The sequence below is a fragment of the Inquilinus sp. genome (assembly GCF_057815775.1).
The window spans coordinates 1-18316 of the sequence record NZ_JBYRFX010000184.1; the positions used below are offsets into that span (position 1 = coordinate 1).

The window sequence follows — 18316 nt, forward strand, 5'->3', positions numbered from 1 at the left end:
GTGCTGGAAGGCCAGCACGGCTTCTACAAGGCGTTCGCCCCCTCACGCTCACCCGATTTCGTGCCGCTGCTGGACGGGCTGGGCCGGGATTGGGTGATGCGCGACATCGCCTTCAAGCCCTATGCCTGCGGGACCATGACCCAGCCCTTCATCGATTGTGCCATCCGGCTGGCACAGCAGGGTGTCGCGGCCGGTGCTTGACCGCCAGGGTCTCCCACAGCCGGTGCACCGTGCCCTCGCCGACATTGCAGGTGATCGAGACGATCTCGTCGGCCGTCACGCCCTGCTGCGCCAGGCGGATGGCGCAGTCGATGAAGGGCTGGGTCATGGTTCCGCAGGCATAGGGCTTGAAGGCGATGTCGCGCATCACCCAGTCCCGGCCCAGCCCGTCCAGCAGGGGCACGAAATCGGGTGAGCGGGAGGGCGCGAACGCCTTGTAGAAGCCGTGCTGGCCTTCCAGCACCGTGCTCGGGCCGGCGAAGCCGCCGCGGGCCATCAGCGCGGCACGCAGGCCGGATTGCGCCGCCCAGCCGGCATGCATGCGCTTGGTCGAGGTGCCCTCGGCCAGGTATTCGATGATGCCGGCGGCCGTGCTGCCGGCGATGCCCAGCGCCGAGGTCGCCTGGGCGGCGGACAGGCCGAGACTGGCCGACACCGCACCGGCCGCGGCCAGCGCGCCCAGCACCGCGGTCGGGTGGAAGCCGGCGCCGTGGATCGCCTTGGGTGCCACCAGCGCCAGCCGGCACATCAGTTCCGACCCCGCGACGATACCCTTCAGCAGCGCGTCGCCGCCGAGGCCCTCGCGCTCGCAGGCGGCCAGCACCGCCGGCACGATCACCGCGCCGGAATGCACCGGGCCGCCTTCGAAGGTGTCGTCGTAATCCTCGCCATGGGCGGCGGTGCCGTTGACCAGCGCGGCATCATAGGCCGTCAGCGTCTGGCCGTGGCCCAGTGCAGTGCAGCGGCCGGTGCCGTCGGCGGCGTGCAGGATCGCGGCGATGTAGTCCTCGCGGCGGCCGGCGACGCACAGCCCGGCGACATCCAGCAAAAGGCGGCGGGCGGTGTCGACCGCTTCGTCCGACAGCGTGCGCACGTCGAGGCCGGCGATCCAGGCGCCCAGCTGCTCCGCGACGGCCTGTCCGGCCGGCGGCAAACCGGAATTCATGATGTCTAACCCTTTCGGGGTGTCTGGCCCTTCCGGGCGGTGCTTCCGGCATCGGTGCGGCGCCGTGGCGCCGGGCCGGGCAGGATCTGCGGGTCATGCTCCGGGTCGGCCGCATCGTGCCGCCGGGCGATGATGTTGCGGGCATAGCCGCCGTCGACATGGGCGCGCATGGCGGCCCCGGCTGCCTCCGCATCGCCGGTCTGCAGCGCCTCCAGGATCTGGCGGTGCTCGGCATGGGAGGCGGCGCTGCTGCCGGCGGTGGCGAAGCTCTGGCGCCGCACCAGGTGCATGCGGTTCACCACTTGGCGATACAGCTCCAGCAGCGTGGCGTTGCCGGTCATCTCGACCAGCCGGTCGTGGAAGGAAATGTTGAGCGGGAAATAGCCGTTCACACCGTCGCGGATCGAGGCGCTTTCCAGCACTGCCAGCAGCTGCTTCAGTTCCAGGATCTGCGCCTCGCCGATGATCGGGGCCAGCAGCCGGCCGGCCATCTCGTCCAGCGTGGCGCGGACCTCGTAAAGCTCCGTCACCTCCTGCTCCGTCAGCTCGCGCAGGAAGACGCCGCGGTTCTTTTCCAGCCGCACCAGCCCGGCCTCGCCCAGCGCGCGCAGTGCCTCGCGCACCGGGGCCCGGCTGACCCCGAGATGCTGCGACAGCTCCAGCTCGTTCAGCCGCGCGCCGGCGGCGATCTCCCCGGCCTTGATGCGGCGCAGGATCTCGTCCTGCACCAGGCCGGACAGGGTGAGGGAGCGCAGCAGCTCCAGCGGATGGGCGAGGGGCGAGGTCATGGCGGGCACCTTAATCCAGCCCCTCGAATTTGGGAAAGGGAATTGTAGATTGCAACATTGTCGACAATATGTAATTCAGATCGCCGCGACGGAACGATCCCCAAGAACGATCTCAGGGACGGATCTCGTCCGCATGGACGTCCCCGAGAGAGACCCGAGAAAGAGACCCGCAATGAGCACCGCCACCGCCGTCGATCACGGCCACTCGCCCGATGCCGCGGCGATCGACCTGCCGCCGCAGGTGACGCGCCTGCTGGCCCGTCACCTCGTTGCCGCTCGGTACGAGGATCTGCCGGCTGATGTGCGGCATGAAGGCCTGCGCACCTTCCTGAACTGGCTCGGCTGCGCCGTCGGCTCCGCCCGGCATGAGGCGGTGTCGATCGCGATCGAGGCGCTGGCCCCGTTCAGCGGCCCGGCCCAGGCCGGCATCCTCGGCCGCAACGAGCGGATGGACGTGCTGCACGCGGCGCTGATCAACGGCATCAGCTCGCATGTCTTCGATTTCGACGACACCCATCTGAAGACCGTGATCCACCCGGCCGGCCCGGTCGCCTCGGCGATCCTGGCGCTGGCGGAATACCGGCCGGTCAGCGGCCGCGACTTCCTGCACGCCCTGATCCTGGGCGTGGATGTCGAATGCCGCATCGGCAACGCGGTCTATCCCGACCACTATCATGTCGGCTGGCACATCACCGGCACGACGGGCGTGTTCGGCGCCGCGGCGGCCGCCGGCAAGCTGCTGGGGCTGGACGAACAGCAGATGGTCTGGGCCCTCGGCCTGGCCGCGACCCAGCCGGTCGGCCTGCGCGAGATGTTCGGCACCATGACCAAGAGCTTTCATCCCGGCCGCGCCGCGCAGAACGGCCTGACCGCGGCCTTGCTGGCGCAGCGCGGCTACACCAGCTCGGAGCAGGGGATCGAGGCCAAGCGCGGCTGGGCCAACGTCACCAGCACCCACCGGAACTACGAGGAGATCACCGGCGGGCTGGGCGTGCGCAACGAGATCCTGCTGAACAGCTACAAGCCCTTCGCCTGCGGCATCGTCATCCATCCCACCATCGACGGCTGCATCCAGCTGCGCAACGAGCATGGCCTGGTGGCTGCGGATATCGACGCTGTCGCCCTGAAGGTACATCCGCTGGTGCTGGAGCTGACCGGCAAGAAGACGCCGAAGACCGGGCTGGACGGCAAGTTCAGTGTCTACCACTCCGCCGCCGTGGCGATCATCGACGGCCGCGGGGGTGAGCCGCAATACAGCGACGAAAAGGTGCGCGACGCCGATGTGGTGGCGCTACGCGACCGGGTGACGGCCGAGATCGACCCGGCGATGCCGCCGGACGCGGTTGCGGTCACCGTGACGCTGAAGGATGGCCGCGTGCTGCAGAAGCGCGTCGACCACGCCATCGGCAGCGTCGCCCGGCCGATGACCGACCGCGACCTGGAGGCGAAATTCACCGACCTGGTGGCGCCGGTGCAGGGCGAGGCCGGGGCGGCGACGCTGCTGCGCGCCTGCTGGGATCTCGAAGCCGCCGCCGATGCCGGCGACATCGCCCGGATGGCACAGGTCGCCTGATCCGGGGTCGCCGTCAGGCGATCCCCTCCGGACCGGGCCGCCCCCATGGGCGGCCCGGCGTTGCCGATACATCTCCGGCCAAGATCAAAACCAAGAACGGCCGGTCGTCCCTTAGGGAGGACAACCATGATACTGCGCGTGTTCAAGGGCGCCACCGGCAGGGTCTTCATCCTGCTGTGCCTGATGTACTTCATCATGTATGTCGACCGCGTGAACCTCTCGATCGCAGCGCCGCTGATCAAGGGCGAGCTGCACCTGACCAACACCGAGCTGGGCCTGGCGCTCGGGGCTTTCGGCTATTGCTACGCCCTGTTCCAGATTGCCTCCGGCTATCTCGGCGACCGCATCGGCGCCCGGCGCATGCTGTCGATCAGCGGCCTGTTCTGGGCTGCGGGCACCGTCGCGGCCGGCTTCGCCACCGGGCTGTGGACGCTGATCGCCTCACGCCTGTTGGTCGGCATCGGCGAGGCCGGGACGATCCCGACCGCCACCGGCGCGATCGGCCGCTGGATGCCGAAGGCCCGGCGCGGCTTCGCCCAGGGCTTCACCCACACCTCCGCCCGCTTCGCCGCCGCGGCGACGCCGCCGGTGGTGGTGGCGATGATCCCGCTGTTCGGCTGGCGCGGCGCCTTCGTCACGCTCGGCGCCGTCAGCTTTGCCTGGGTGGTGGCGTGGTGGTGCTATTTCCGCGACGACCCGAAGGCGCATCGCGGCGTCACGGCGGCGGAGCTGGCGGAACTGCCGGTGCATGACCGCGCGATCGGCAGCCGTGCCGTGGTGCCCTGGGGCAAACTGATCCCGCGGGTGATGCCGGTGACGCTGGCCTTCTTCTGCCACGCCTGGACGCTGTGGCTGTATCTCAGCTGGCTGCCCAGCTTCTTCGTCGGTGAATACGGCTTCGACCTGAAGGATTCGGCCGGCCTCTCCAGCCTGATCTTCATTGCCGGCATGGTCGGCGACACCGCCGGCGGTCTGGTCACCGACCGGATCTACCAGCGCACCGGCGACGTCAACCGCGCCCGGCGCAACACCATGCTGCTGGGCTTCACCTGCTCGCTGGTCTGCCTCAGCGGCGTGCTGTTCATCCACAGCCAGGTGCTGATCGCCGTCTGCCTCGCCCTCGGCCTGTTCTTCCTGGAAATGACCGAGGCGCCGATCTGGGCCGTGCCGCTGGACATCGCGCCGGCCTATGCCGGCATCGCCAGCGGCTTCGTCAGCACCGCGGCGGGCGTCGCCGCCCTGGTCTCGCCGATCGCCTTCGGCGCCATCCTCGACGCCACCGGCAGCTATCGGCCGCCCTTCCTGGTCTCGATCGCGCTGCTCGGCCTCGGCATCGTCCTCGCCTTCTTCGTCCGGCCCGACCGGCCGGTGGAAGATCCCGTCGAACGCCCTGCGAAAACCCCTGCCGGCACCGCCATGCCGCATTCCGCCGCCTTGAGGACTTCGCCATGACCAGAGAGCTCGAAGGCCGCGTCGCCATCGTCACCGGCGCCGCCCGCAACATCGGCCGCGCCATCGCGCTCGACCTCGCCGCGGCCGGCGCCGCGGTGCTGGTCCACGCCAAAAGCTCCGCCGACCTCGCCGCCGGCGTGGTGCGGGAGATCGAGGCCATGGGCGGCCGCGCCCGCATGCACCTGGCCGACGTGACGGTGCCGGAGCAGGCGGCGGGGACGGTGGCGGCGGCGGTCGCCGCTTTCGGCCGGCTCGACATCCTGGTCAGCAACGCCGCCGTGCGGCACGAGACGGCATTCGAGGCGATGAGCTTCGCCGACTGGCGCGAAGTGCTGGCGGTGATCCTGGACGGCGCCTTCCTGATGACCCAGGCGGCGGTGCCGCATCTGAAGGCGTCGGACAGCGCCAGCATCATCACCCTCGGCGGCATGTCGGCGCATAGCGGCTCGGCCAACCGGGTCCACGTCACCACGGCGAAGGCCGGCATCGTCGGCTTCACCCATGGGCTGGCGCACGATCTGGGGCCGGACGGCATCACCGTGAACTGCGTCGTGCCCGGGCTGATCGGCACGAAGCGCGACCATCTGCGCGGCGGCGAACCGGCGCACCATGCCCACAAGACGACGCTGCTGGGCCGCCGCGGCACGCCGGAGGAGGTGGCGGGCCTGGTGCGCTATCTCGCCGGCCCGTCCGCCCGCTACGTCACCGGCCAGACCCTGCACATCAATGGCGGCGCCTTCCTCTCCTGAGGGCGCCGCCGTCAGGCTCAGGACATGATCAGGCCGCCATCGACATTGATGGTCTGGCCGGTGATGTAGGCGGCGTCGTCGCTGGCCAGGAAGGCGACCAGCCCGGCCACGTCCTCGCCGCTACCGGCGCGGCCCATCGGGATGCCCTGGACCCATTCGGCCATCAGCTCGCCCGGCTTGTAGTCGCCCAGCAGCTTGCCCCAGGCGGCGTCGTTGTAGGCCCACATGTCGGTGTCGATGATGCCGGGGCAGAAGGCGTTGACGGTGATGCCTTCCTTCGCGACTTCCTTGGCCAGGCTCTGGGTCACGCCGACCACGCCGAATTTCGAGGCGGCGTAGTGCGGCGTGAAGACGAAGCCCTGGCGTGCCTGGCCCGATGCGGTGTTGATCAGCCGGCCGCCCTTGCCGTGCTTGCGGATCCGGGCGATCGCCTCCTGGCAGCACAGGAAGACGCCCTTGGTGTTGACCGCCAGCACCTTGTCCCACTCCGCCTCGGTCATGTCCTCGATCCGGGCGATGGTGATGACACCGGCATTCTGGACCGAGATGTCGACCGAGCCGAAGCGCCGCTCCGCCTCGTCATACAGGGCGACGACTTGGGCCTTGTCGGTGACGTCGGCGACGAAGGACGCGGCCCGGCCGCCCGCGGCCTCGATCTGGGCCGCGACCTCGGCCACCAGGGGTTCGTTCGCCACCAGCAGCACGGCGGCGCCCTCCGCGGCGAAGCGGCGGGCGATGGCGGCGCCGATGCCGCGGCTGGCGCCGGTGATGACGACGGTCTTGTCGGTGAAGCGGGGCATGGGGTCTCTCCCGGTACTCTCTTGGTGTCGATGAAGACTCAGTGGGGGGGATGGATCAGCGGGCGAAATCGCCGTCGGACTGGGCCAGCAGCTTTTCCGCCGTGAACCGGTCGGTGATCAGGATGTTGATGTGCCGGCCCAGCAGGGCGCCGCGGATCGCCGCGACCTTGCGGGCGCCGCCGGCGACGCCGACGATGCGCGGGATGGTGCCGATCTCGTCCAGCGTCATCGCGATCACCCGCTCGTCCAGCGCTGTGCGGACCGGGGCGCCGTAGCCGCCGAAGAAGCGCAGGCAGATGTCGCCGACACCGCCGGCCGCCACCACCGCCTCCAGCTCCTCGCCGGTGAAGACGTTGCCGCTGTTGGCGAGCATCTTCGACGGCTCGACCGCGCCGATGCCGACCAGGGCCAGGGTGATGCGCCGCCACTGGTCCATCGTGGCGCGGACATAGGGGTCGGCCACCAGCGCCCGCTTGGCCGAGGCTGAGCCGGCGACGCCGGGGGCCGGCAGCAGCTGCGGCTGCGACCCGGTCAGCTGGGCCAGGCGGGTGGTCAGGTGGGTGGCGTGGCCCTGCACCGCGGGGTTGCCCATGCCGCCCAGCATCTGCACCACCCGTTCCGCCGCCACGCGCTTCAGCGGGTTGATGCCGTCGACCATGCGCAGCAGCGAGGCGCTCCAGGACGAGATGCCGATGACGTCGCCATCGTCCAGCGTGGTCTCCAGGAAATGCGCGGCGGCATCGCCGATGCCGGCCAGGATGGATTCCTCGCGGTCCTCGCCGCATTCGGCGACGATGGCTTCGGTCAGGCCGAAGCGATCGCGCAAGCCCGTCTCCAGTTCGACATAGGTGCCGCGCGGCGCGTTGATGGTGATCCGGACGATGGATTCGGCCTGCGCCCGCTTCAGCAGGCGCGAGATCGTGGCCTGCGAGATGTGCAGCCGCTGCGAGATGTCGGACTGCTTCAGCCCATCGACGTAATACATCTGCGCCACGCGGGTGATCAGGCGAAGCTCGTTGATGCGGGTCATGCGATGGCGGGCTCGGTGCGATGGCTGCCGGGTCGGCGGGTTGCAATTTTATGCAACGAAGTTTTGATATTCAGATAAGGCCGCCAACGGGTCAAGGGAAGCCTGCAAGCCTGAAGAAGAAAATCCCAAAGCCATCCTACATATTTTTGATGACGAGCCGCGAAACGCCACACCGGCGCAATCGGCTTGACGCGCCAATTGTCTGTCATTAGCATGAATTTAAATCTTGTAGTGAATAAATATTCAGTTCGGAGGATGAGTGTCCGACGTGCAGATGACATCCGCCCCTGAGGGCCTGTCCCCGGCGCGCATCGCCGCGGCGGATGGGGCCGAGCGGGCAAGCCTGCTGGCCGCGGCCGCGACCGCCATCCGCCGCTCCGTGCTCCGCACCATCGGGCGGGCCGGACTGGGGCATGTCGGCGGCGACCTGTCGGTCAGCGACATCATGGCCACCCTGTTCTTCGGCGTGCTCGACCTCGACCCGGCCAAACCGGCCTGGGCCGACCGCGACCGCTTCATCCTCAGCAAGGGCCATTGCGCCGCGGCGCTGTACAGCGCGTTGGCGCTGCGCGGCTTCATCCCGACCGATCTGCTGGACAGCTTCATGGCACCGCTGTCGGTGCTGAACGGCCATCCCAACCGGCGCAAGGTGCCGGGGGTCGAGGCCAACACCGGCCCGCTCGGTCACGGCCTGCCGATCGGCGTCGGCTGCGCCGTCGCGGCGAAGCTGGCGAAGACGTCGTGGCGCACCTTCGTCGTGCTCGGCGACGGCGAGCTGCAGGAGGGCAGCAACTGGGAGGCGGCGATGTCCGCCGGCCACCGCAGGCTGGACAACCTGACCGCCATCGTCGACCGCAACCGGCTGCAGCAGGGCGCCCGCACCGAGGACACCAACCAGCTGGAGCCGCTGGCCGACAAGTGGCGCGCCTTCGGCTGGGACGTGGTCGAGCTGGACGGCCACGACCATGCCGCCCTGTGGGCCGCCTTCACCGCCGCGCCTGCGGGCAAGCCGCGCTGCGTGATCGCGCGCACCATCAAGGGGAAGGGCGTGTCCTTCATGGAGGATCGGGTGGAGTGGCACCACAAGGTGCCGACGCCGGCGCAGGTGGACCAAGCCTTGGCAGAACTGGCCCTGGCGGAGCTGGCTCGATGAGCGCCGATAAAGTCGCCCAGGCTGGCACCTTCGATTGCCGCAAGGCCTTTGCCGAGACGCTGATCGACCTGGCCCGCACCGACCCGCGCATCGTCGTGGTGTGCAACGACTCCGTCGGCTCCAGCAACCTGATCGCCTTCGCCGCCGAATTCCCCGACCGGCTGGTCAATGTCGGCATCGCCGAACAGACCATGGTCGGGGTCGCTGCCGGCCTGGCCAATGGCGGGTTCATCCCCTTCGTCTGCGCCGCCTCGCCATTCCTGACCGGCCGGGCGCTGGAGCAGATCAAGGCCGATGCCGCGTATAATTTCTACCATGTGGTGCTGTGCGGCATGAGCCCGGGCATGGCCTATGGCGAGCTGGGGCCGACCCATCATTCGATCGAGGATCTCGCCTGGACCCGCGCGATCTCCGACCTCACCGTGATGGTGCCGGCCGACCCGACCCAGACGCGGGACGCGGTGCGCTGGGCTGCCGGTGCCGGCCGGCCGGTGTTCCTGCGCGTCGGCCGCTTCCCGGTGCCGGAGGTGACTCCGGCGGGGACCGATTTCGACGGCGGCGCGACCCAGGAACTGCGGGCCGGGACGGACGTTACCCTGGTCGCCACCGGCACCATGGTGTCGCGTGCCCTCGAAGCGGCGGTTCTGCTGGCGGGGGAGGGGATCGAGGCCCGCGTGCTCAACGTCGCCACCATCAAGCCGCTCGACCCCGCGCCGCTGGTCCGCGCCGCGGCCGAGACCGGGCGGATCGTGACGGTTGAGGAGGCGGTGGTGCAGGGCGGCCTCGGTGGCGCGGTGGCCGAGGTGGTGTCGCAGGCCCATCCGGTGCCGATGCGCATCCTCGGGGTCACCGGCTTCGCCCCGACCGGCGATGCCGCCTTCCTGCTCGACCATTTCGGATTGAACGCGCAGGGCATCGCCGCCGCCGCGCGCCAGCTGGTGGGCTGACCATGCCGGCACCGCTCATCCTCGCCATCGACCAGGGCACCAGCTCCACCAAGGCGCTGCTGGTCGATGCCGCGGGGGCGGTGGTGGCGCGGGGCATGGCGCCGCTGGGCGAAAGCCATCCGCGGCCGGGCTGGGTCGAACAGGACCCGGCGGCGATCTGGGACAGCGTGCGGGTCGCCGTGGCCGCGTGTCTCGACGGCCAGGACGCGCACCGGGTCGCGGCGGTCGGCTTCAGCACCCAGCGCGAATCCCTCCTGATGTGGGACCGCCGGACCGGCGAGGCCCTGTCGCCGCTGATCAGCTGGCAGGACCAGCGCACTAGCCCGGTGTGCGAGGCGCTGCGGACGCCCGAGACGGAGCGGCTGGTGCGCCAGCGCAGCGGCCTGCCGCTCGATCCGATGTTCTCCGCGGCCAAGGCCAAGTGGCTGCTCGACACGCTCGACCCCGACCGGGTCAGGGCCAAGGCCGGCGAGATCTGCCTCGGCACCATCGATGCCTGGCTGCTCAGCCGCTTCGGCGGCGACGCGGTGACCGAGGCCGGCAACGCCTCCCGGACGCAATTGCTCGATGTCCGCCGCGCCGCCTGGGACCCCGATCTGCTCGCCCTGTTCGGCGTACCGGAAGCGGCGCTGCCCCGCGTGGTGTCCTCGACCGGGCCGTTCCCAGCGGTGCGCGGCCTCGGCCCGCTGCCGGACGGCGTGCCGGTCACGGCAGTGCTCGGCGATTCCCATGCCGCGCTGTTCGCCCATGGCGCCTTCGTGCCCGGCCGGATCAAGGCGACGACCGGCACCGGCTCCTCGGTCATGGGGCTGGTTGACAATGCCGACGCGCTCGATCCCGGCCTGTGCCTGACCATCGCCTGGTCGGTCGACGGCCCGGCCCTGGCGGCCGAGGGCAATATCCGCGCCGCCGGGTCGACCCTGCGCTGGGTGGCGGACCTGCTGGGACTGTCGACCCAGCACCTTGCCGATTTGGCGGCGAATGCCTCCAGCGACGGCGTGTTCCTGGTGCCGGGCTTCAACGGTCTCGGCGCGCCATGGTGGGATGTGAACGCCGTCGGCCTCTTGGCTGGCTTCAGTCTCGGCACCGGCCGGGCCGCGGTGGCGCGGGCGGCGCTGGAATCGATCCCGCACCAGATCGCCGATGTGGTCGAGGCGATCGACCGCAGCGTCGGCCGGGTCCACGCCCTGCATGTCGATGGCGGCCCGACCCGCAACTCGGTGCTGATGCAGCTGCTGGCCGACCTGGCCGGCTGCGAGGTGCTGCGGTCGGACACCGCCGAATTGTCGGCGCTGGGGGCGGCGCATCTCGCCGGGCTCGGGGCCGGGCTGTGGTCCTGGGACGATCTGAAGGCACTGCCACGGGTGCAGGACGGCTTCGCCCCCACGATGGCGGCCGACCGGCGGCGAGAGGCCCGGAACGGCTGGCGGCAGGCGGTGCGGCGCGCGTCTGGCGCCACACCGCCGGAGACGGCGGAGCGGTGAAACCGCGTCGCCTCGTGACACCAAAGGAAAGACTGGGAATGGAAGCGCGCATCGACCGACCGGCCCACAGGACCTTCCTGCCGCGGCTCAGCCTGACCAGCGGCGCCCAGGGCCCGCTGATCGGCCTGGTCCTGCTGTGCGTGATCTTCTCCTTCACCTCGGACCATTTCCTGTCGGTGCGCAACGCGCTCAACGTGCTCGACCAGATCACCGTGCTCGGCATCCTCGCCATCGGCATGACGGCGGTGATCGTGATCGGCGGCATCGACCTGTCGGTCGGATCGGTGCTGGCGCTGTCGATGATGGTGATGGGCTGGCTGGCGCGCGACATGGAGCTGCCGATGGCCCTGGCCATCCTGCTCGGCGTCGGCGCCGGCGCGGTGTGCGGCCTGGCCTCCGGCCTGCTCATCACCCTGGCGCGGCTGCCCGCCTTCATCGCCACCCTGACCATGATGTCGGTGGCGCGCGGCCTGGCCAACATCCTGACCGACGGCACCCAGATCGTCGGCTATCCCGACTGGTTCACCTCGCTCGCCATCACCCGCAATTTCGGCTTCCTGTCCGCGACCGTCGGCCTGTTCGTCGTGCTGATTGTCATCAGCTGGCTGTACCTGACCTTCCGGCCGGGCGGCCGCAACCTCTACGCCATCGGCGGCAGCCGCGAAGTGGCACGGTTGGCCGGCATCCAGGTCCGCAAGGTGACGATCGCGGTCTACGCCGCGGCCGGGGCGCTGGCCGGCGTGGCCGGCATGGCGCTGGCGGCGCGGCTCGACTCCTCCCAGCCCAGCGCCGGGCTGGGCTACGAACTCGACACCATCGCCGCGGTCGTGATCGGCGGCGCCAGCCTGTCCGGCGGCGTCGGCAGCATCGGCGGCACCGTGGTCGGCGTCCTGATCATCGGCGTGCTGCGCAACGGGCTGAACCTGCTCGGCGTCTCGCCCTTCGTGCAGCAGGTGGTGATCGGGCTGGTGATCGCCGCCGCCGTCACCTTCGACACCCTCGGCCGGCGCAACAACCGCTGACCCAGGACACAAAGACGGCAAGACCGTCGCAACAGGAGAGGATCCACCCATGAAGACCCGTATCGTCGTTGCCGCGCTGGCGCTACTGGCCGGCACCGCACTCGGCTCCCCCGCCTGGGCCAAGGACAAGGTGATCGGCCTGGCCGTCGCCAACCTGCAGGCCGATTTCTTCAACCAGATCAAGCAGTCGGTCGAGGCCGCGGCCAAGGAACAGGGGATCAAGGTCGTCACCGTCGACGCCAAGGGCGATTCCGCCACCCAGGTCAGCCAGATCCAGGATCTGATCACCCAGCAGATCGACGCGCTGATCTACATCCCGGCCGGTGCAACCGCCGCCAGCGTCCCGGTCAAGACCGCCAAGGCGGCCGGCATCCCGGTCGTCGCCGTTGACCGCAACCCGGCCGATGCGCCGGGCGACACCTTCATCGCCACCGACAGCGTCGCGGCCGCCCGCACCCTGGGCGACTATGTCTGCAAGGTCACCGGCGGCAAGGGCAATGTCGCCGTCATCCAGGGCCAGATCGGCACGACGCCGGAGCAGGACCGCGACAAGGGCTTCACCGAGGCGCTGGCGAAATGCCCGGGCCTGACGGTCAGCGCCAAGCAGGCCAGCACCGCCTGGATGCAAGATGAAGGCTTCAACATCGCCCAGGACATGCTGCAGCGCGACCCCAGCATCACGGTGTTCTTTGGCCGGGCCGACGCCCTGGCGCTGGGCGCCGCCCAGGCGGTCAAGGTCGCCAATCTCGACCACAAGACCTGGATCTTCGGCTTCGACGGCGATGTCGCCGGGCTGAAGGCGGTGCAGGGCGGCACGCTGGACGCGACCATGACCCAGACCACCCAGCAGATGGGCCGGCTGGCGCTGCAATCGGCGCTCGACCTCGCCGACGGCAAGAAGGTTCCGGCCGAACAGCTGCAGGCGGCGACGCTGACGACCAAGGACAACGTCGCCGGCTTCATCGAGAAGCACCCGTAATGGCCGCACCGGCGACCGTTCGCGCCGCCGCGGCGGAGGGCCCGGAAGGGCTCTCCATCCGCGGCATCGGCAAGGCCTATGGCGGCATCACCGTGCTGGACGGGGTCGACCTCGACATCCGTCCGGGCGAGGTGCTGGCCCTGCTGGGCGAGAACGGCGCCGGCAAGTCGACCCTGTCCTCGATCATCTCCGGCCTGGTGCCGCCCAGCGCCGGGACGATGACCTGGCAGGGCCGGCCCTATGCCCCGGCGGCGCCGGGGGATGCGATCGCTTCCGGCATCGGCCTGATCCATCAGGAAATGAAGCTGCTGCCGGATCTGACGATCGCCGAGAACGTGTTCGTCGGCCGGCTGCCGACCGGCGGCGGCCGGATCGACCGGGCGGAGATGAACCGCCGCGCCGGCGAACAGCTGCGCCGGCTGGGCCTCGATATCGCGCCGACCACGCCGGTGCGCAGGCTGCGGGTGGCGGCGCAACAGCAGGTCGAGATCGCCAAGGCGCTGACCCTGAACTCCCGCCTGCTGATCCTGGACGAACCGACCGCCGCTTTGGGCGGGGAGGAGACGGAGCGGCTGTTCCAGCAGATCGACCGGCTGCGCCGCGACGGCGTCTCCTTCGTCTATATCAGCCACCGGCTGGACGAGATCGCCCGCATCGCCGACCGCATCGCGGTGCTGCGCGACGGGCGGCTGGTCGCCACGCACGACACGGCCCAGGTGCCGGTCAAGACCCTGGTCGAACAGATGGTCGGCCGCAGCGTCGACCGGATGTTCCCAGCGGTGACGGTGCCGGGCGACGCGGTGCGGCTGCAGGTCGACGGCCTCGCCGCGGCCGACGGTGCCTGTCGCGACATCAGCTTCACCGTGCGGGCGGGCGAGATCTTCGGCATCGCCGGCATCGTCGGCGCCGGGCGGACCGAGCTGGTGCGCGGCGTCGTCGGCGCCGACCCGATCACCGCAGGCCGGGTGACGGTGGATGGCAAGCCGGTGGCGCTGCACGGCCCGGCGGATGCGATCCGCGCCGGGGTGATGCTGGTGCCGGAAGACCGCAAGCTGCAGGGCGTGGTGTTGGACCATTCCATTGCCGACAACATCGCCTATGCCAATTTCGACCGCATCGCTCCAAGTGGCTGGATCAGCCCCGCCCGGGTGCGTGGCTTCGCCGCCGGGCTGATCGCGCGGATGGGGGTGAAGGGCGCCCCTGGGCAGCGCGCCGGCAACCTGTCCGGCGGCAACCAGCAGAAGGTCGTGATCGCGAAATGGATCGCGCGCGACCCCAAGGTGTTCATCCTGGACGAACCGACCCGCGGCATCGATGTCGGCGCCCGGGCCGCGATCTACGACGTCATCGCCGGCCTTGCCGCCTCCGGCATGGCGGTGGTCGTGGTCAGCTCCGACCTCGACGAGGTGCTGGGCCTGTCGCACCGGGTCATGGTGCTGGCCCGCGGCTGCAACCAGGGCATCCTCGACCGCGACCAGGCCAGCCGTGTCGCCGTGATGGAACTCGCAACTCGCTGAACCAAGAGGGACGTCCGACCGTGCAGATCTTCCGGCTCGATGACCAGACCGCCTTCGTCACCGGCGCCGGCAGCGGCATCGGCCAGCGTATCGCCATCGGCCTGGCCGAGGCTGGCGCCGACGTCGCCCTGTTCGACCTGGCGGCGGCGGAAGCCGGCCTGGCCGACACCGCCGGCCGGATCCGGGCGCTGGGCCGCCGCGCGCTGCCGCTGACCGGTGACGTGACCAAGGCCGCCGACCTGTCCGCCGCGGTCGGCGCGGCCGAGGCCCAGCTCGGGCCGCTGGAGGTCGCGGTCAACTGCGCCGGCATCGCCAACGCCACGGCGGCGGAGGAGATGGCGGAAGCGCAGTGGCAGCGCATGCTGGACGTCAATCTGACTGGGGTCTTCTTCTCGGCCCAGGCCGAGGCGCAGGCGATGCTGCCGCGCAAGCGCGGCTCGATCATCAATATCGCCTCGATGTCGGGCTCGATCGTCAACCGCGGACTGCTGCAGGCGCATTACAACACGTCGAAGGCCGGGGTGATCCACCTGACCAAGAGCCTGGCGATGGAGTGGAGCAACCGCGGCCTGCGGGTCAACGCCATCAGCCCCGGCTACACCCTGACGCCGATGAACCTGCGGCCCGAGGTGGCCGAGCAGCGCAGGATCTTCGAACGCGACACGCCGATGGGCCGGATGGCGACGGTGGACGAACTGGTCGGCCCGGCGGTGTTCCTGGCCAGCGCGGCGTCGTCCTTCTGCACCGGCGTTGACCTGATCGTGGATGGCGGCTTCGTCTGCTGGTGACGGGGCCGAGTCACGCTTCCTTGGCAACGAGCTTTGCCCGCAACTCGGCGTTCTCCGCCTCGAGCGCGCTCAGCCGATCGCGCAGCGGCTGCACGGCCATGGCAATTTCCACCTCGGTAAACCGGGGGGTGATGTGCTGCGGGCAGTTCCAGTCGAATGCCACGAGGTGCAGCACCAGGATGCGTTCGGGCTTGGCCTTGTAGCCCGGCATGGCGACGCGTGCGGCGAGGTCCGGATTGGCGTCGAGCGGCACGGCCTCGATCCGCACGTAGATCTTGAGGCGAGCCTGCCTGGCATAGTCCATCAGGATCAACGCGGCACGATCGTCGGCAGCGAGGTTGCCGACGCTGATGTACTGGCGATTGCCGCGATAATCGGCAAAGGCCAGCGTCTTTTCATCCACGACCTTCAGGAAGCCCGGTGCACCGCCGCGGTGCTGGACATAAGGCCAGCCCGTCTCCGAGACGGTCGCCATGTAGAAGCTGTCGCGCAGGCCGATGAATGCGACTTCGTTCGGCGTGAATTTGTCGAATTCGCGATGGCCCTTGAAGTCCTGCCACATCCCGTCAGCGCCCATCGCCGCCTGCGCGGCACGGACGCTAGGGGTCACGGCGACATCGAGAAATCCATAGGACATGATCAGGCTCCTTCTTGCAGAAGCCGGCGCGGGCTGGCGAGCATGCCGGAGGCTACCACCAGCCCCTCGCTGCGTCAGGCGGCGTCGGCGGCCCGGACGACCGGGAAATCGATCTCGGTCTCCGCGACCTCGTTGAGCAGGTTGGTGAAGATGTTCTCGGCGGTGACGGCGATGATCTCCACGATCTGGCTGTCGTCGAAGCCGGCGTCGCGGACCGCCTTGATATCGGCGGTTGCGACATGCCCACGCTCGCGCACCACCTTGGCCGCAAAGCGCACGGCGGCGTCGGCCTTCGCGTCGCCGGATTCACCCTTGCGATTGAGGGCGATTTCCTCGGGGCTGATCTTCGCCAGGTTCAGGGCGAGATAGCTGTGCGCCGACAGGCAATAGTCACAACCGTTTACTTGCGCGACGGCCAGCGCGATCCGCTCACGTGTCTTCACATCCAGCGTCTTTGCCAGCGCGCCGCTGTTGGCGGTGAAGCCCTGCAGCCCTGCAGCACGGGCGGGCTGCCGGCGATCAGGCGGAACAGGTTCGGGACGACACCGAGCTGCTTGTGCACGGCATCAAGGATCGGCTTCGAGGCCTCGGGAACGTCGTCGCGGCCAGGAACGGCAAGGCGGGACATCGGGTTTTCCTTCGCATGTCGGAACCAGGAAGCGGTTCGTCCAGACAAGGAAATAGGACGTTCCAATATTGGGGATAATTCGTTAATTTTGGGAATTGAGTTCTCACCATATGGGATAATCATGGATCGGCTTGAAGCCATGGCGATCCTGCTGCGGGTGGTGGAGACGGGAAGCTTCTCCGCCGCCAGCCGGGCATTGGGCGTGCCGCTGGCGACGGTCAGCCGGAAGGTGAACGACCTCGAGGCTCATCTCGGGACCCGGCTTCTGGTCCGGACGACCCGGAAGGTGGCGCTGACCGATGCAGGGGCTGTCTATGTGGCTTCAGCCAGGCGCATTCTCGAGGAGATCGACGAGACCGAGCGAATCGCCACCGGCGAATTCCATGCGCCCCGTGGCGAGCTGGTGCTGACGGCCCCGGTCCTGTTCGGCCGCCTGCACATCCTCCCCGTCGTCTCCGATTTCCTGGTCGCCTATCCCGAAATCAACATCCGGCTGGTGCTGTCGGACCGGAACCTTCACCTGCTCGACGATCATGTCGATATGGCCGCGCGGATCGGCTCGCTGCCCGACAGCCGCATGGTGGCCACGCGCATCGGCTCGATGCGGACGGTGGTCTGCGCCAGTCCGAAACTCATCGCTGGGCACGGCACGCCCAAGATGCCCGAGGATCTGGCCACGCTGCCGAGCGTCAATTTCGACTTCCTCTCACCCGCCTCGACCTGGCCGTTCCGGCTGGAGGACGCGAAGCGGAGCATCGACATCCCGATCCGGCCGCGTCTCTCGGTGTCCGCGGCCGAGGCCGCTGTCTGGGCCGCGGCCCAGGGCATCGGCGTGACCCGGGTGCTCCACTATCAATGCGCCGACGCCCTGCGCGACGGTTCGCTGCAGATCATCCTGGCCGGCTTCGAGGTCGCGCCGCTTCCGGTTCACCTGATTCACGCCGGGCGTGGCGCGCTTGCCTCGAAGATGCGGGTGTTCCTGGATTTTGCCACGGGTCGCCTGAGGGAAAGGCTGGCCGCGCTCTGATCTTTCCTGACTCCAATCCGTTCGGATTTTCGCATAGCGTGCGTGGTGACGCCCCCGGGACCGGGCAGCCGGGGGCCCTCTGCCCCGCGGCCATCCCGCCGGCGGCCCCGAGAGCAGCGCGGATGCGGGGCCAGGGCGTTTCCCTGATCCGCGCGTTGGGGGCGCCATGCATGACGGACAGCTGATCGACACGGACCTCACCGGCGAGGTCGACCATTTCCTGAAGACGTATCCGGAGATCGAGGAGGTCGACGCCTTCATCGTCGACGTCAACGGCAACGCGCTGGGCAAGCGCCTGCCGGTCTCCCACCTCCACGGCCTGGCACGGCGCGGGGTGCAGTTCTCGGCCTGCGCGCCGATCCTCGATTGCCGCGGCCTGGGCCACGGTGCGGAAGGGCTCGGCGCCGCCGATGGCGACCCGGACGGCACGGCGATGCCGGTGCCCGGCAGCCTGGTCCCGGTACCCTGGGCGGGGCGCCCGACTGCCCAGATCCTGTGCGCCATGGCCGAGGCCGGCACCGGCGCGCCCCTCTGGTTCGACCCGCGCGCCATCCTGGCCGGTGTCATCGCCCGCTGC

At 69.5% G+C, this 18316-nt stretch carries 18 protein-coding genes and 2 pseudogenes; 13 read left to right on the forward strand and 7 right to left on the reverse strand.

The annotated features are described in order from the left end of the window. Positions 1 to 201, forward strand: a pseudogene (locus tag AC3XYG_RS06525) (hypothetical protein); the annotation flags it as partial. Here the strand turns inward: AC3XYG_RS06525 and AC3XYG_RS06530 are convergent. After that, complete coding sequence (locus tag AC3XYG_RS06530; protein WP_489139001.1) at positions 149 to 1165, reverse strand: MmgE/PrpD family protein; 1017 nt, start codon at positions 1163 to 1165, stop codon at positions 149 to 151. The pseudogene AC3XYG_RS06525 and the gene AC3XYG_RS06530 overlap by 53 nt on opposite strands. Before the next feature lie 5 nt (positions 1166 to 1170). Then, on the reverse strand, positions 1171 to 1953 hold the full coding sequence (locus tag AC3XYG_RS06535; protein ID WP_489139002.1) for an FCD domain-containing protein: 783 nt from the start codon (positions 1951 to 1953) through the stop codon (positions 1171 to 1173). Between the two features lie 172 nt (positions 1954 to 2125). Between AC3XYG_RS06535 and AC3XYG_RS06540 the strand changes: the two genes are divergently transcribed. The 3 genes from AC3XYG_RS06540 (at position 2126) to AC3XYG_RS06550 (ending at position 5727) form a co-directional block, all read left to right on the forward strand. Then, on the forward strand, positions 2126 to 3526 hold the full coding sequence (locus AC3XYG_RS06540) for an MmgE/PrpD family protein (protein ID WP_489139003.1): 1401 nt from the start codon (positions 2126 to 2128) through the stop codon (positions 3524 to 3526). 126 nt (positions 3527 to 3652) lie between these two features. After that, positions 3653 to 4978 (forward strand): MFS transporter, encoded by a 1326-nt coding sequence (locus AC3XYG_RS06545; RefSeq protein WP_489139004.1) that lies wholly within the window; start codon positions 3653 to 3655, stop codon positions 4976 to 4978. Next, a complete protein-coding gene (locus AC3XYG_RS06550) occupies positions 4975 to 5727 on the forward strand; it encodes an SDR family NAD(P)-dependent oxidoreductase (RefSeq protein WP_489139005.1) in 753 nt (250 codons plus the stop codon). The genes AC3XYG_RS06545 and AC3XYG_RS06550 overlap by 4 nt, the downstream gene beginning before the upstream one ends. Before the next feature lie 17 nt (positions 5728 to 5744). Here AC3XYG_RS06550 and AC3XYG_RS06555 read toward each other — a convergent pair whose 3' ends face one another. Both AC3XYG_RS06555 and AC3XYG_RS06560 read right to left on the reverse strand, forming a co-directional pair. Then, positions 5745 to 6527: an SDR family oxidoreductase gene (locus AC3XYG_RS06555; RefSeq protein WP_489139006.1), complete on the reverse strand. Its 783-nt coding sequence runs from the start codon at positions 6525 to 6527 to the stop codon at positions 5745 to 5747. A 55-nt stretch (positions 6528 to 6582) separates the two neighbouring features. After that, on the reverse strand, positions 6583 to 7557 hold the full coding sequence (locus AC3XYG_RS06560; RefSeq protein ID WP_489139007.1) for a sugar-binding transcriptional regulator: 975 nt from the start codon (positions 7555 to 7557) through the stop codon (positions 6583 to 6585). 274 nt (positions 7558 to 7831) lie between these two features. On the opposite strand from AC3XYG_RS06560, the gene AC3XYG_RS06565 reads away from it, so the two are divergent. The 7 genes from AC3XYG_RS06565 to AC3XYG_RS06595 are packed head-to-tail and all read left to right on the forward strand — an operon-like array spanning position 7832 to position 15447. Next, the gene (locus AC3XYG_RS06565; protein ID WP_489139008.1) at positions 7832 to 8710 is read left to right on the forward strand and encodes a transketolase; all 879 of its coding nucleotides are present in this window, start codon (positions 7832 to 7834) and stop codon (positions 8708 to 8710) included. Then, positions 8707 to 9657, forward strand: a complete 951-nt coding sequence (locus tag AC3XYG_RS06570) for a transketolase family protein (protein ID WP_489139009.1) — start codon at positions 8707 to 8709, stop codon at positions 9655 to 9657. The genes AC3XYG_RS06565 and AC3XYG_RS06570 overlap by 4 nt, the downstream gene beginning before the upstream one ends. Positions 9658 to 9659: 2 nt before the next feature. Further along, complete coding sequence (locus AC3XYG_RS06575) at positions 9660 to 11141, forward strand: FGGY-family carbohydrate kinase (protein ID WP_489139010.1); 1482 nt, start codon at positions 9660 to 9662, stop codon at positions 11139 to 11141. Positions 11142 to 11179: 38 nt separating this feature from the next. Beyond that, on the forward strand, positions 11180 to 12163 hold the full coding sequence (locus AC3XYG_RS06580) for an ABC transporter permease (protein ID WP_489139011.1): 984 nt from the start codon (positions 11180 to 11182) through the stop codon (positions 12161 to 12163). A 49-nt stretch (positions 12164 to 12212) separates the two neighbouring features. Then, a complete protein-coding gene (locus AC3XYG_RS06585; RefSeq protein WP_489139012.1) occupies positions 12213 to 13142 on the forward strand; it encodes a sugar ABC transporter substrate-binding protein in 930 nt (309 codons plus the stop codon). Further along, a complete protein-coding gene (locus tag AC3XYG_RS06590) occupies positions 13142 to 14659 on the forward strand; it encodes a sugar ABC transporter ATP-binding protein (RefSeq protein WP_489139013.1) in 1518 nt (505 codons plus the stop codon). The genes AC3XYG_RS06585 and AC3XYG_RS06590 overlap by 1 nt, the downstream gene beginning before the upstream one ends. 20 nt (positions 14660 to 14679) lie before the next feature. Beyond that, entirely contained in the window at positions 14680 to 15447 is a 768-nt protein-coding gene (locus AC3XYG_RS06595; protein WP_489139014.1) for an SDR family oxidoreductase, read from the forward strand. A gap of 10 nt (positions 15448 to 15457) precedes the next feature. Here AC3XYG_RS06595 and AC3XYG_RS06600 read toward each other — a convergent pair whose 3' ends face one another. The 3 genes from AC3XYG_RS06600 to AC3XYG_RS06610 all read right to left on the reverse strand — a co-directional run bounded on the left by AC3XYG_RS06600 (position 15458) and on the right by AC3XYG_RS06610 (position 16712). Continuing rightward, on the reverse strand, positions 15458 to 16084 hold the full coding sequence (locus AC3XYG_RS06600; protein WP_489139015.1) for a pyridoxamine 5'-phosphate oxidase family protein: 627 nt from the start codon (positions 16082 to 16084) through the stop codon (positions 15458 to 15460). Positions 16085 to 16158: 74 nt separating this feature from the next. After that, positions 16159 to 16527 (reverse strand): carboxymuconolactone decarboxylase family protein, encoded by a 369-nt coding sequence (locus AC3XYG_RS06605; RefSeq protein ID WP_489139016.1) that lies wholly within the window; start codon positions 16525 to 16527, stop codon positions 16159 to 16161. Continuing rightward, positions 16524 to 16712 carry a hypothetical protein gene (locus AC3XYG_RS06610; RefSeq protein ID WP_489139017.1) on the reverse strand — a complete coding sequence of 63 codons (189 nt, stop codon included), beginning with the start codon at positions 16710 to 16712 and terminating at the stop codon, positions 16524 to 16526. The genes AC3XYG_RS06605 and AC3XYG_RS06610 overlap by 4 nt, the downstream gene beginning before the upstream one ends. 139 nt (positions 16713 to 16851) lie before the next feature. Between AC3XYG_RS06610 and AC3XYG_RS06615 the strand changes: the two genes are divergently transcribed. After that, positions 16852 to 17739 carry a LysR family transcriptional regulator gene (locus AC3XYG_RS06615; protein WP_489139018.1) on the forward strand — a complete coding sequence of 296 codons (888 nt, stop codon included), beginning with the start codon at positions 16852 to 16854 and terminating at the stop codon, positions 17737 to 17739. Between the two features lie 166 nt (positions 17740 to 17905). Next, positions 17906 to 18316, forward strand: a pseudogene (locus AC3XYG_RS06620) (hypothetical protein); the annotation flags it as partial.